Here is a 12,345-nt window from a genome sequence, read left to right as displayed (position 1 = left end):
CGATCAGGCGTCCCCGTCCGCGTCCTCCTCCTCGTCCGGTTGCGCATCCTCGTCCAGCGCGCCGTTCAGAGGTGCGGCGATGCGCGCGGCCAGCAGGCTCAAGACCTTCAAGGCGATGTCCAGCTCTTCCTGAGAGAGGCCCTGGAACAGGATGTCGCGATCCCGCGCCGCCATGGCTTCGGACTGTTCAAGCGCCTGATAGCCCCGAGGCTCCAGCTTGATCGTATTGGCCCGGCCGTCGCCGGGTCGACGCTGTTTGGAAATCAGCCCGTCGGCCAGCAGACGCGCGACGCGACGCGACAGGGTCGGTTCCGAGATTTGAAGACTGGCGGCGAGCTCCGCCTGGGTCATGCCGTCGGGCGCGGTCTTCAGGACGCGAAGAGGAGCTCTTTGGGCGTTCGTATAGCCGGCGGATTTGAAGAGACGGGCGGCGCGCGCTGTAAAACGGCGCGCCACTAGTGCCGTCTTTTGGCTGATCAACAGTTGCGTCAAGGACCTTTGGCTCACATTCTCTCCGTCTGACGCCCCGATACTCAACTGTTCCAATTTACTCTCTACAACGGCATCTTGCATACGTAAGGACCACGCTGAACAGGCTGACGGAAAGGCCGCCGTCAATCACTAAGCATTTTCCAATCCCCTAGTCTGGGGCGCGGATACACGCAAGACTATGTCTCCTTCGAGTTGAAAATTGAGATATAATCTCGCTGAGACGCCTTAGCCATGCAACCGTTCTGCTCCACGATTAAGGCGACAGCGTTTACATCTCCACCACAGTTACCTAAGTAAGACCGCATATAATACGGCGCTGAATACTTGCGCGCACAACAATGACACCGGGAGCATTCCCCCTTAGCGTGTCGCCAGCGAAATCAGCAGCAGCAGAACCAAAACCAGACAAACCCCCTGCCAGAACCGCACCGGATCGCGCTCAATCAGCGACAGGGGGCGGGGGGCCGGGGCGGCCGCCGCGCTGCCGGTCTCCAGCACATGGATCAGTTCCTCGACGTCCTCGAACCGCTCGTCCGGATCGACGGCGACGGCGCGCAGGACGGCGGCCTCCAGCCAGGCGGGCATGTCCGGTCGGCGTCGCCCGGGCGGGGTCGGGGCGCGGTCGAAGCGCGGCGCGTCCGACGGATCCACCTCGCCCCAGGGATAGGCGCCGGTGAACAGCCGGTACAGGGTCACCCCCAAAGCGAACTGGTCGGTGGCGGCGCTCCCGCTTTCGCCGTCGTACATTTCGGGCGCCTTGAAACCGGCCGTGCCCGGCGCCTCGGCCTCGGCGAACTCCTCGGCCCGCTTCAGCCGGGCCACGCCCAGATCGACCAGCTTCAGCCCGCCGTTCGCCTCCAGGATCACATTGTCCGGCTTGATGTCGCGGTGGATCACCCCGGCCCGATGCAGGGCCGCCACCCCCCGCGCCAGCTTCAGGGCCACGCCGATCCCCTCGGCGATCTCGAACGGCCCGTCCTCGGCCAGGCGCGCATGCAGGGTCTGGCCCTGATAGAAGGGCTGGACGATATAGAGCCGGCTCTGGCGCCCCGCATCCAGCGTCAGCACCTTGCCGACGAAGGGGCTGTCGATCCGCCGGCCGATGAAGGCTTCGCGCAGGAAGGCGGTCCTCGCCCCCCGTTCCGACACCGCCGCCGGCTTGGGGAACTTCAGCACCACCCGTTCTTCACCAGACCGCGCCAGGAACAGCCGCGTATAGCGGCCGTCGGCGACCAGCCGCTCCAGATGAAACCCGTCCACCGTCTCGCCCTGGTTCGGCGGCGGCAGGATGGCCAGGCCCTCGGCCTCGGCCGTGATCGCCTCCCAGTCGGGCGCCCCGACCCGAATGACGTCGAGGATCAGGACGGTGGCGTTGTCGCGCGCCCCCGCCTCAGCGACCTCGTCCAGAATGGCCTGGGCGTCGGCGTCGGGCGATCCGCGCCGTGCCAGCAGCCGCGCCAGGGCGGCCTCGTCCAGCACCCCGTGCACCCCGTCCGTGGTCAGCATCAACCGGTCGTGCGGCTGCAACTCCACATGGCGCACGTCCAGCTTCACGTCCGCCTCGATGCCGACGGCGCGGTACAGCACATGGCTCAGCCCCTGCTGGGCCCGGGTGTGATCCTCAGTCAGCCGGGTCAGCACCCCGTCGCGGAAATGCCAGGCCCGACTGTCCCCCACATGAAGCGCCACCGCCTCACGTCCCCGTAGGATCAGGGCGGTGAAGGTGGTCGCCGCCGCCTCCATGGCCGGATCGATCTTGCCCCGCGCATGGAGCCAGCGGTTGAAGCCCCTAAGCGCCTTGATCCCGTTGGCGGCGATGCCGTTCAGCGGGTTCTGATCCAGATAGCCGTCGATAAAGCTGCGCGTCGTCAGCTCGGCCGCCATCCGCCCGGCCTTCGATCCCGACACCCCGTCGGCGATAACCGCCACGACCCCGTGCTCGCGCTGCTCGGCCGCCGTGCCCAGATGCACCCCGCCGAAATCCTGATTGTCCGCCTTGGGCCCCTTTGCGGTGGCGAAACCGGCGGCGATCTCCAGTCTGGCGTCGGTCATGCACCCCCCAGCCGTCATCCTCGCCCTTGTGGCGAGGATCCATACGCCCGGTGTCGCCGGGGCTTACCGTCATCGACGGAGTCGATGGATCCTAGGCACAAGGCCTGGGATGACGAAAAGTGAAATCTAAGCCGACCGCTGCTTCAGCGGCGCCGTGCCGTCCGCCAGGCTCTCGGCCAGATAGACCTCCGCCTCCTGGGCCGGCAGCGCCGGCGCATAGCCGAAGCCCTGGCCGTAGTGGCACTGGGCTTCCAGCAGCAGGGCGGCCAGTTCGGCGTTCTCGACCCCTTCGGCGACGACCTCCAGCGACAGGTCACGGCCCAGGTTGACGACCGACTTGACGATCTTGGCCGAGCCCTCGTCCTTGTTCATCGTCAGGACGAAATAGCGGTCGATCTTCAGCGTATCGAACGGCAGGCGCGCCAGGTACGACAGCGACGAGAAGCCGGTGCCGAAATCATCCAGCGCCAGCGACGCCCCGACGTCCTTCAGTGACTGAAGAACCTCGGCGGCGCGGGCGGTGTCGCGCATGATGTCGCCCTCGGTCACCTCCAGCTTCAGGGCGCCGCGGGGCAGGCCCGCCTCCCTGATCACCCGCGCCACGTCCTCGCACAGATGCGGCCGTTCGATCTCGCCGACCGACAGGTTGACGCTGCAGAACAGCTTTCCGGCCAGGGGGTGACGCTGAATCCACTCCGCCAGTTGCCGCGCCGACTGGGTCATCATCAGCAGACCCAGCTCGTTCATCATCCCCAGGTCGGCCGTCAGGCCCAGGAACTCGTCCGGCGGCACCAGGCCCCGCCGGGGATGACGCCAGCGCGCCAGGGCCTCAAAGCCCGCCACGGCGCCGGTCTTCAGGTTCACGATCGGCTGGAAGAAGGGGGTGATCTCGCCGCGCACGAAGGCGTTTCTCAGATCCGCCTCCAGCGCCAGTCGGCTCAGGGAATCGCTTTCCAGGGCGCGCCCATAGGCGGCCGACCCGCCCCGCCCGGCCGCCTTGGCCGATTCCACCGCCAGCTCGACCCGGCGCAGCAGTTCTGAGGCGTCGGGCGCATCCGGCCCGCCCTCGACGATGACGGCGCCGATCGAGACGGTGGGATAGATGTCGAAACCGGCGACCCGCAGCGGCTGTTCCAGCGCCTCGCGCACCCGATAGCTGGTGTGAGAGGCGGTCTTGGGCACGATGATGGCGAACTCGTCCTCGCCGATCCGCGCGGCCGCGGCGTCCTTGGGGAAGGCGGCGGCGAGGCGCGACCCCAGGGCCGACAGCACCAGATCCGTCCGCTCATGGCCCAGGGCCTCGTTCAGACGACGCAGACGGTCCACGTCGCCGACGACCAATTCATACTCGCCCGCCTGGGTCAGCACCTCGCCGACGCGGGCGATGAAGGCGCGACGGTCCAGAAGGCCGGTCAGGGCGTCGCGGTCCGAACCGGTGAACTTGGCCTCCAGCGCGACGACGCCGGCGGCCCGCAGGCCGTCCTCCAGCCACACGCCGCGCCACAGGCAGGTCTCGGCTCCGCGCATCCGCAGGCGCACCGAGATTTCGGCGCCCTCTTCCTGCGGTTTCAGCATCTTCTCGGCCAGCGACCGATCCTGCGGCAGGGTCGAGGCGACGAAGCCGGCGCCCGAACATTCCGGCGCCAGGGGCCCCAGGCCCAGGGCGCGGGTCGCGCCGGTGAAACGCAGCTGATCCTCGGCCGGCGTCCAGACCCACAGGGCCGTATCGGCCGCCGCCAGGGCCTCGATGGCGGCGGTGGCGTCCCAGGCCAGCGAGCGAGGTCGCGCGTTCACAGCAGTCGTTCCCTCAAGACGACCCCCGGCCGCCGCGATCAAACTCGTCCTCCACGAGGCCGAACAGCAGATGATCTGCCCAATCGCCGTTAATTTTCAAATAAGCGCGGGCCAGACCCTCGTGCCGAAAGCCCGATTTCTCCAGAACGCGGCGCGATCCGTGGTTGCTGGGCAGGCAGGCGGCCTCCAACCGGTGCAGTTTCAGCCGCTCGAAACTGTAGGCGACCACGGCGCGCACCGCCGCCGTGCCATGGCCGCGCCCGGCGAAGGGCTGACCGATCCAATAGCCCAGGGTGCCCGTCTCGGCCACGCCGCGCCGCACGTTCGACAGGGTCACGGCCCCGACCAGGGTCTTGCCGTCCTCGATGAAGATGAAGAAGGGCCAGGCGTTTCCCAGCTCCATTTCCCGCGCATAGATGGACAGCCGGCGTCGAAAGGCGCCCTTGCTCAGATCGTCCTCGGGCCAGGCCGGCTCCCACGGCTGGAGATAGTCGCGCGACCCGTCGCGCAACCGCGACCACGCCGCATAGTCCGCAGCGCGCGGCGGGCGCAGCAGCACGCCCTCGCCCCGGACCACCGGCCCGGCCACATCGCTCATCCAGTCCAGAAGCGCCATCGCCTCCAGCGTAAAGCATGAACGCGAGGGGTGAAACCCGGCCGCGGTCCTCCAGCGACGGAGATTCGCACTCCACCCGTTGGACGGAGAGACCCGGCAAGGAGACCGCCCATGGCCGCATCCGTTTTCGAGGCCGCCGTCGCCGTGACCCGGCTGGGCCTGGGCGCGCGTCCCGGCGAGATCGACCGCGTCGCCGCCGATCCCAGAGGCTGGGCGCTGGGTCAGATCCGGGCCGAAGGCGCGCCCCAACCTTCCGGCGCCGCCGTCTCGACCGCCGAACGGATGGAGGCCTTCCTGGCCTATCAGGCCAGCGGGACCGGCCGGCGCGAGGCGGCGGCGCCCGGCGGGGCGCCCGATCCGACGGCCCAGGCCGCGCGTCAGGCCCGGCAGGCGGCGCGGCGCGCCATAACCGAGGACACGGCCCGCAGCTTTCTGGATCGCGTTCGGCTGGGCCTGGAGACCGACCAGGGGTTCGCCGAGCGCTGGGCCCTGTTCTGGACCAACGCCCTGACCGTCTCGGCCGCCAAATTCACCGCCGGCGCCTTCGTCGACGCTTATGAGCGCGAAGCCATTCGCCCCCATGTCTTCGGCCGGTTCGAGGATCTGGTCCTCGCCGCCGAACAGCATCCGGCCATGCTTCTGTACCTTGACCAGGCCCGATCGGCCGGACCGGACAGCCGGGCCGGGGTGCGCCGCAGGCTGGGGCTGAACGAGAATCTGGCCCGCGAAATGCTGGAGCTGCATACGGTCGGCGCCGACGGCGGCTATGATCAGGCCGACGTCACCGAACTGGCCCGCGCCTTGACCGGCTGGTCGATCCCCCGCCAGCAGGATCGGCAGAGGGCGGACGGCGGCGGCTTCGTCTTCCGGCCGGAGATTCACGAACCCGGCGTCCGAACGGTCATGGGCCGGACCTACGCCCAGACCGGCCGCCGACAGGGCGAGGCCATATTGCGGGATCTGGCGCGCCATCCGGCCACGGCCAAGCGGCTGTCGCGGCGGATCGCAGCCCATTTCGTCGCCGACGATCCGCCCCCGGCCCTGGTCGCACGGCTCGAAACCGCCTGGACCGGGTCTCAAGGCGATCTGGCCCAGGTCGCCCGCGCCCTGATCGAAGCACCCGAGACCTGGACGTCGCAGGCCGCCAAGATCAAGACGCCCTATGAGTTCGTCGTCTCGACAGGGCGGGCTCTGGACGAAGGCCCCCAGCGCCCGCAGCGCCTGCGTCAGGCGCTGGTCGACATGGGCCAGCCGCCCTTTGCGCCGCCGTCGCCCGAGGGCTGGCCCGACACGGCCGCCGACTGGGCCGGGCCCGACGCCTTGGTCAAGCGGTTGAACTGGGCGCGGACCACCGCCGGCGCCGCCGTCGTCACCGATGTGAACGCCGTCGCCCGCTCCGCCCTGGGCCGCCGAATGGGCGAGCGCACCCGCTCGGCCGTCGCCCGGGCCGAGAGTCGGCCCGAGGCCCTGACCCTTCTTCTGATGTCGCCGGAGTTCCAGCGCCGATGACCCACCCCTCCTTACATCGCCGCGCTCTTTTGGGCGGATCGGCCGCCGGCCTGAGCCTGGCCTTTGTCGGACGCGCCTTCGCCCAATCGGGCGCTTCGGGCGTCGTGTCGGACAACAAGCTGGTCGTGATCCTCGCGCGGGGCGCCATGGACGGACTGTCGGTGACGGTCCCCTACGCCGATCCAAACTATGCGGCCCTGCGCGGCGGCCTGGCCCTGGCCGAGCCCGGCCAGGCCGACGGCGTGTTGGCTTTGGCCGACGGTTTCGGCCTGCATCCGGCTCTCGGCGGCCTGCACGCCCTGTATCGTCGCGGCCAGATGCGGTTCGCACCGGCCGTGGCCCTGCCTGTGCGGGTGCGGTCGCATTTCGACGCCCAGGACGTGCTGGAAAACGGCGGCGAAAGCCTGCGTCGTCAGGACGACGGCTGGCTGAACCGCGCCATCGTCGCGGCGGGCGGGCGAAGACTGACGGGGCTGGCGATCGGCGCTCAGACGCCCCTGATCCTGCGCGGCGAGGCGCCCGTCTCCGGCTGGGCGCCGGGGGGACGAGTGCATGAGGACGACCGGATCGCCGGCCTGCTGCAAGACCTCTATGTCGAGGATCCGCTGCTGGGGCAAAGCCTGGCGCGCGGCCTGGCGACCGAGGAACGCGCGGCCCTCGACGGCGACGGCGGGCGGGTGGGTCGCAACGACGCCCAGGCCCTGGGTCAGGCGGTGGCGCGGCTGATGACCGGAACCGAGGGGGCGAACGTCGTCGCCCTGTCGCTGGACGGATGGGACACCCACGCCGGCCAGAGGGCGCAGCTCCAGACCCGGCTCACCGGCCTGGACCGGCTGATCGCCGGGCTGGAGAACGGGCTGGGCGAGGACTGGCGGCGCACGGTCGTGGCGGTGGCCACCGAATTCGGCCGCACCGCCCGCGCCAACGGCACGGGGGGCACCGATCACGGCACGGCGTCTTCGCTGATCCTGGCGGGCGGCGCCGTTCGACCGGGCGGCCTGATCGGCGACTGGCCCGGCCTGGCCGACAACCGTCTGTTCGAGGGGCGCGACCTTGCGCCGACCCTGGACGTGCGCGCCGTCTTCAAGGGGGTGCTGCGCGATCATCTGGGCCTGGACCGCGCCCAGCTGGACACGCACGTCTTTCCTGACAGCGCCGCCGAGGCGCCGGCGATCGACGGCCTGGCCTGATGTCAGGCGGTTTCTTTCAGGCCGCTTCGGGCGTCGTCTGTTTGCAGATGCGGTTCAGGTCCGCCCGGATCGAACTGCCCTGGAAGTGGGAGATGTCGGCGCTGGAATAGCCCTCGGCCGACAGGGCCTTGACCACATCGCCGGTGTTCAGACATTCGGGGGTGCGGGCGAGCTGATAGGCGCGCTCGACCACATGGGTGCGGTTCATGACGGGGTACCTTTCGTGAGCCGAGACAACGCCTTGGAAGCGCAGCCGTTCCGTCACGCCGGCGCCTTAATACGCCCCGCCTTGCTTTTGTCGGAAAAGCCTGCGCTAATAAGCCTCGTCGATCTCTCTGCGTAACGCCCACTCTCCTTGCGAACGCATGAGTCCAGGCCGATCCCATTCAGACCCGACAGGCCGCAGGGACGTTCCCTCGGTCAACTTCTAACGGAGGTCTCAAAATGGCTACCGGCACTGTCAAATGGTTCAACCCGACCAAGGGTTACGGCTTCATCCAACCCGACGACGGCGGCAAGGACGTCTTCGTCCACATCTCGGCCGTCGAAGGCGCTGGCCTGCGCGGCCTGGATGAAAACCAGAAGGTTTCCTACGAGCTGGAACGCGACAAGCGTTCGGGCAAGGAATCCGCTGGCCAGCTGCAAACCATCGGCTGATTTCAGCTTCACGGCTGATCTGGCGACGGCGGCTCCGAAAGGAGCCGCCGTTTTCAATTGGGGCGTCCGCCCTCTTTAAACGCCGTCATCCGGGCGAGACTATTTGGTCTTCTCGATCCACGCCGCAAAGGCGTCGAGGAACTCCTTCAGGAACTCCCGCGTCCCCTCGTTCTTCAGCCTCCCATCCTCCTCGTTCAGCAGGCCGGCGACATTGCCCACATAGGCTTCGGGTTGCTGCATGGTCGGCATGTTCAGAAAGACCAGGGGCTGGCGCAGGTGGTGGTTGGCGCCGAAGGCCCCGATGGCGCCGGGCGAGACGCTGACGATGGCGGCCGGCTTGCCCGCCCAGATGCTGCGGCCATAGGGGCGCGAGCCGACGTCCAGGGCGTTCTTCAGCGCCCCCGGGATCGAGCGATTATATTCCGGCGTCACGAACAGCACCGCCTGAACCGCCGCCATATCCGCCCGGAACCGGGTCCAGGCGGCCGGCGGCGTCTCCGTCTCCAGATCGGGGTTATAGAGCGGCAGATCGCCGATCTCGACCGGCTCCACCTCCAGCTCGGGCGCGGCCATGGCCTTCATCTCCAGCCCGACGGCGCGCGAATAGGAGCCTTTGCGCAGGCTGCCGACGATCAAGGCGACGCGGACGGACATGGGGCGGCTCCGGATTGTGAGGGTCAAGCGTCAGCATAACCGATGACGACGCAGGATGTTCCCCTTAGGCCCTGAACAGCGCCGCCGCGAAGGCCTCGCCCGCCGGCGCCGCCGATTTCGGTCCCAGGACGGCGCTGGCCGCCTGACGTGCCTCCAACAGACGCGCTCCCGCCGCCCGCACGTCCGCCACCGTCTGGGCCTCCAGCTGTTCGGTCATGGACAGGCTGGAGCGGGGCGCGCCGAAGATCAGGGTCTGGGCGGCGTTGCGGCCGGCCCGGCTCATCGGGTTTTCGTCCGACATCCACAGACCGGCCTTCATCACCGCCTTGGCGCGCGACAGCTCCTTTTCGGTCGGCCCGGTCTCGGCCAGGGCCCGCACCTCGGCCGCGGCCACCTGGGCCAGCTCTTTCGCCCGGCCCGCCGCTGCGCCCGCATAGATGCCCAGCACCCCGGCGTCCTCATAGGGCTCCTGATAGGCGTCGATGGCGTAGGCCAGGCCCCGCTCCTCGCGCGCGCTCTGGAACAGGCGCGAGGCCATGCCCCCGCCCAGGATCTCGCCGAACAGCCGCATCGACGACAGGGCCGGATCGGTCGCCGAGAGGGCCGGCAGCTGGAACACCAGATTGGCCTGTTCGATCTTGCGCGTCAGGGCCGCATGGCCGCCGACGAACAGGGCGGGCGCCGGCGCCTCGACGGGGGTCGCGACCGCCGCCCCGAACCAGCGCTCGGCCAGGGCCAGCAGCTCGCCCTCCTCCACCGCGCCCGACACCGACACCACCATCCGGTCGGGCGAATAGAGCCGCGCGCGCCAGGCCTCGACCGCCGCCCTGTCCGCCGGTTTCAGACTGTCGACCGAGCCCAGGATCGGCCGCCCCAGCGGCTGGCCGGCGAAGGCCCGCGTTTGGGCCATTTCGAACACATGGTCGTCGGGCGTGTCGAAGGCCTCGGCGATCTCCTGGGCCACCACGTCCTTTTCGCGCTCGATCTCGGCCGGGTCCAGCGTGGGGCGGAAGACCAGGTCCGACAGCACCTGCATGGCCAGCGGCAGCGACCCGTCCAGCCCCCGCACCTCGAAGCTGGTCCGCTCATAGCCGGTCGAGGCGTTGATCGTGCCGCCCTCGGCCTCGATCCGTTCGACGATCTCGCGGGCGGCCATGTCGCCGGCGCCCTTGAACACCAGATGTTCCAGGAGGTGGGACCAGCCGGAGCGATCCTCGGGCTCCCACCGCGCCCCGCCCTTGACGGTGACGACGACGGCGAGGGTCTTCAGGCCGGGCATAGGATCGCAGATGACGCGGACGCCGTTGGACAGGGTGTGCAGGGAAGCGGTCAGGAGATGTCCTTCTTATTCCGACGTCGGAGCAAGGCGACATAGAAGCCCAGGAGCGCGACCGCCAGTCCGAACCAGGTCAGGGCGTAGCCGAAATGATTGTTGGAAAAGGCCGCGGGCGGGGCGGAGGGCGTCAGGGCCGCCAACTCGGGATTGGTCTGGGTCACGGCGAACACCGCCTCGGGCCGCACCGGCCCCTGAACCTTCAGAGCCTGGGCCATGGCTGCGGTGTCGCGCGCATAGAAGCGGCCGTTCGCCGGGGCCGGCGTCAGCCCGCCCGGCGGATCGAAGCGGCGGAACTCGCCGATCAGCACCAGGGGCAGGCTGGTCTCGATCACCCGTGGCCGCTCGTTCACTCCGTCGGCGATGAAGCCCCGGTCGATCAGCAGGCTGAAATCCGAACCCGCCGGTTTGCACGCCGAGATCAGCCGCACCCCCGCCTGGCCCTCATGGATGGACTGAAGCTCGACATAGGGGGCGGTCGCCAGACCCGGACAGACGATCAGCGCCTTCCTGAACTCCAGGTCGCCGTCCGCCAGCACCTGATCCAGGGGCGCAGGCGGTTTGGCCGCCGCCGCCTCGGCCGCCGCGATCAGCCCTTCCTTCCACTTCAGCCGCTCGACCTGCCAGACGCCCAGGCCGATCAGCAGGACCAGGGCCGCAGCCGTCGCCAGCGTCAGTATCCAAGGAAACCGCCTCACGTCTGATTCCTGTATTGCAGGCCGATCATCAGCCCCCGGCCCGGCCGCATCAGGGCCAGCGACAGGACGACCACCAGCGGCAGCCAGACGATCAGATGCAGCCACATCGGCGGATGGTATTTGATCTCGACGACCAGGGCCGAGAAGCCGACCACGAAGCCGGCGATCTGCATGATGAAGCTGGCCGGGCCGTCGCCGGTCTGGATGGTCGAAAAGTCCAGGCCGCAGGTGTCGCATCCCGGCCGCACCTTCAGAAAGCCCGCAAACAGCCGCCCCTGACCACAGCGCGGGCAGCGCCCCTTCAGCCCCGCCCGCACGGCGGAAACGGCGACGGCGGGAGACGATGGCTCGCCCCCCGCCGCCGGGATCTTGTCCGTGGTGTCCGGGATCAACCGAAGACGACGTAGACGAAGGCGAACAGGAACAGCCAGACCACGTCCACGAAATGCCAGTACCAAGCCGCCGCCTCGAAGCCGAAATGCTTCTGCGGTGTGAAGTCGCCGGCCAGCAGACGGATCAGGCAGACGGTCAGGAAGATGGTTCCCACCAGCACGTGGAAGCCGTGGAAGCCCGTCGCCATGAAGAAGATCGAACCATAAAGGCCCGAGTTGACCGCTTCCTCGTTGAAGAACAGGTGCTCGTGCAGGATGTGGTTGTATTCGTAGGCCTGAACGCAGGTGAAGAAGACGCCCAGGATCACCGTCAGGACCAGGGCCAGCTTGGCGCCGCTGCGGTCGCCGACCTGGATCGCATGGTGGGCCCAGGTCACGGTGCAGCCGCTCAGCAGCAGGGTCACGGTGTTCAGCAGCGGCAGCTGCCACGGCGACAGAACCTCGACCCCCTTGGGCGGCCAGGTGGACCAGGCCTTGGCGGTGTCGGCCCAGGCGCCGACTTCCGGCGTCAGGGCGCGCGATTCGTGGAACAGCGCCATGTCGAAGAACATCCAGAAGAAGGCGACGAAGAACATCACCTCCGACGCGATGAACAGGATCATGCCGTAGCGCAGGCCGATCGAAACGACCGGCGTATGGTCCCCGCCCTTGGATTCCTTGATGACGTCCGACCACCAGCCGAACATGGACACCAGCACCCCCGCCAGGCCGGCGAAGAAGACGCCCGGCTTGCCCTCGGCCAGGAAGTTGGCGGCGATCGGACCGTTTTCGGCCGGGGCCAGCCCCTTCATCCAGATGACGGCGCCGATGAACATGATCGTCGCGGCGATCGAGGACACCAGCGGCCACGGACTGGGCGGCACGAGGTGATAGTCGTGATGCGGAGCGGCGTGCGCGTCGGCCATGCGTTTCATCTCTATCTTGGGCTGGCGATGAACTCGCCTTATTGGCCAGCTAT

General features: G+C 68.6%; 13 protein-coding genes. 3 read left to right on the top strand and 10 right to left on the bottom strand.

Going from position 1 to position 12,345, the window contains the following annotated elements:
- Positions 1-3 precede the first annotated feature (3 nt).
- The 4 genes from AC1RKE_RS06380 to AC1RKE_RS06365 form a co-directional block, all read right to left on the bottom strand.
- The gene (locus AC1RKE_RS06380) at positions 4-456 is read right to left on the bottom strand and encodes a MarR family winged helix-turn-helix transcriptional regulator (RefSeq protein WP_348684246.1); all 453 of its coding nucleotides are present in this window, start codon (positions 454-456) and stop codon (positions 4-6) included.
- A 396-nt stretch (positions 457-852) separates the two neighbouring features.
- On the bottom strand, positions 853-2,544 hold the full coding sequence (locus AC1RKE_RS06375) for a bifunctional protein-serine/threonine kinase/phosphatase (protein ID WP_348684247.1): 1,692 nt from the start codon (positions 2,542-2,544) through the stop codon (positions 853-855).
- A 126-nt stretch (positions 2,545-2,670) separates the two neighbouring features.
- A complete protein-coding gene (locus AC1RKE_RS06370) occupies positions 2,671-4,338 on the bottom strand; it encodes a putative bifunctional diguanylate cyclase/phosphodiesterase (protein WP_348684248.1) in 1,668 nt (555 codons plus the stop codon).
- 13 nt (positions 4,339-4,351) lie between these two features.
- Positions 4,352-4,954, bottom strand: a complete 603-nt coding sequence (locus AC1RKE_RS06365) for a GNAT family N-acetyltransferase (protein ID WP_182714410.1) — start codon at positions 4,952-4,954, stop codon at positions 4,352-4,354.
- A 111-nt stretch (positions 4,955-5,065) separates the two neighbouring features.
- Here AC1RKE_RS06365 and AC1RKE_RS06360 point away from each other — a divergent pair, with 111 nt between their 5' ends.
- Positions 5,066-6,463 carry a DUF1800 domain-containing protein gene (locus tag AC1RKE_RS06360; protein ID WP_395942011.1) on the top strand — a complete coding sequence of 466 codons (1,398 nt, stop codon included), beginning with the start codon at positions 5,066-5,068 and terminating at the stop codon, positions 6,461-6,463.
- Positions 6,460-7,653, top strand: coding sequence for a DUF1501 domain-containing protein (locus tag AC1RKE_RS06355; RefSeq protein ID WP_348685049.1), 1,194 nt, complete (start codon positions 6,460-6,462; stop codon positions 7,651-7,653). The genes AC1RKE_RS06360 and AC1RKE_RS06355 overlap by 4 nt, the downstream gene beginning before the upstream one ends.
- A gap of 16 nt (positions 7,654-7,669) precedes the next feature.
- Here AC1RKE_RS06355 and AC1RKE_RS06350 read toward each other — a convergent pair whose 3' ends face one another.
- Complete coding sequence (locus tag AC1RKE_RS06350) at positions 7,670-7,861, bottom strand: hypothetical protein (protein ID WP_007443424.1); 192 nt, start codon at positions 7,859-7,861, stop codon at positions 7,670-7,672.
- A 236-nt stretch (positions 7,862-8,097) separates the two neighbouring features.
- On the opposite strand from AC1RKE_RS06350, the gene AC1RKE_RS06345 reads away from it, so the two are divergent.
- Positions 8,098-8,310 carry a cold-shock protein gene (locus AC1RKE_RS06345; protein ID WP_008260410.1) on the top strand — a complete coding sequence of 71 codons (213 nt, stop codon included), beginning with the start codon at positions 8,098-8,100 and terminating at the stop codon, positions 8,308-8,310.
- A gap of 99 nt (positions 8,311-8,409) precedes the next feature.
- Here AC1RKE_RS06345 and AC1RKE_RS06340 read toward each other — a convergent pair whose 3' ends face one another.
- From AC1RKE_RS06340 to AC1RKE_RS06320, 5 genes are all read right to left on the bottom strand, one after another.
- Positions 8,410-8,964 (bottom strand): NADPH-dependent FMN reductase, encoded by a 555-nt coding sequence (locus tag AC1RKE_RS06340; RefSeq protein WP_395942010.1) that lies wholly within the window; start codon positions 8,962-8,964, stop codon positions 8,410-8,412.
- A gap of 64 nt (positions 8,965-9,028) precedes the next feature.
- Positions 9,029-10,243 carry a M16 family metallopeptidase gene (locus AC1RKE_RS06335; RefSeq protein ID WP_348684489.1) on the bottom strand — a complete coding sequence of 405 codons (1,215 nt, stop codon included), beginning with the start codon at positions 10,241-10,243 and terminating at the stop codon, positions 9,029-9,031.
- 50 nt (positions 10,244-10,293) lie between these two features.
- On the bottom strand, positions 10,294-10,995 hold the full coding sequence (locus AC1RKE_RS06330; protein WP_348684490.1) for an SURF1 family protein: 702 nt from the start codon (positions 10,993-10,995) through the stop codon (positions 10,294-10,296).
- The gene (locus AC1RKE_RS06325; RefSeq protein ID WP_348684491.1) at positions 10,992-11,387 is read right to left on the bottom strand and encodes a DUF983 domain-containing protein; all 396 of its coding nucleotides are present in this window, start codon (positions 11,385-11,387) and stop codon (positions 10,992-10,994) included. The genes AC1RKE_RS06330 and AC1RKE_RS06325 overlap by 4 nt, the downstream gene beginning before the upstream one ends.
- Positions 11,384-12,292 carry a cytochrome c oxidase subunit 3 gene (locus AC1RKE_RS06320; protein ID WP_054766596.1) on the bottom strand — a complete coding sequence of 303 codons (909 nt, stop codon included), beginning with the start codon at positions 12,290-12,292 and terminating at the stop codon, positions 11,384-11,386. Before AC1RKE_RS06320 ends, AC1RKE_RS06325 begins: the two co-directional genes overlap by 4 nt.
- Between the last annotated feature and the right edge of the window lie 53 nt (positions 12,293-12,345).

This window comes from Brevundimonas sp. GW822-FHT03E11 (assembly GCF_058801445.1).
Note: the sequence above shows the minus strand (reverse complement) of the source record. Positions and strands in the feature narration are given on the sequence as shown.

Bases quoted from the DNA above. Each gene is read 5' to 3' on its own strand.
- AC1RKE_RS06365 (WP_182714410.1), bottom strand. From the start codon at position 4,954: ATGGCGCTTCTGGACTGGATGAGCGATGTGGCCGGGCCGGTGGTCCGG.
- AC1RKE_RS06335 (WP_348684489.1), bottom strand. From the start codon at position 10,243: ATGCCCGGCCTGAAGACCCTCGCCGTCGTCGTCACCGTCAAGGGCGGG.
- AC1RKE_RS06320 (WP_054766596.1), bottom strand. From the start codon at position 12,292: ATGGCCGACGCGCACGCCGCTCCGCATCACGACTATCACCTCGTGCCG.
- AC1RKE_RS06345 (WP_008260410.1), top strand. From the start codon at position 8,098: ATGGCTACCGGCACTGTCAAATGGTTCAACCCGACCAAGGGTTACGGC.
- AC1RKE_RS06360 (WP_395942011.1), top strand. From the start codon at position 5,066: ATGGCCGCATCCGTTTTCGAGGCCGCCGTCGCCGTGACCCGGCTGGGC.
- AC1RKE_RS06350 (WP_007443424.1), bottom strand. From the start codon at position 7,861: ATGAACCGCACCCATGTGGTCGAGCGCGCCTATCAGCTCGCCCGCACC.
- AC1RKE_RS06375 (WP_348684247.1), bottom strand. From the start codon at position 2,544: ATGACCGACGCCAGACTGGAGATCGCCGCCGGTTTCGCCACCGCAAAG.
- AC1RKE_RS06355 (WP_348685049.1), top strand. From the start codon at position 6,460: ATGACCCACCCCTCCTTACATCGCCGCGCTCTTTTGGGCGGATCGGCC.
- AC1RKE_RS06340 (WP_395942010.1), bottom strand. From the start codon at position 8,964: ATGTCCGTCCGCGTCGCCTTGATCGTCGGCAGCCTGCGCAAAGGCTCC.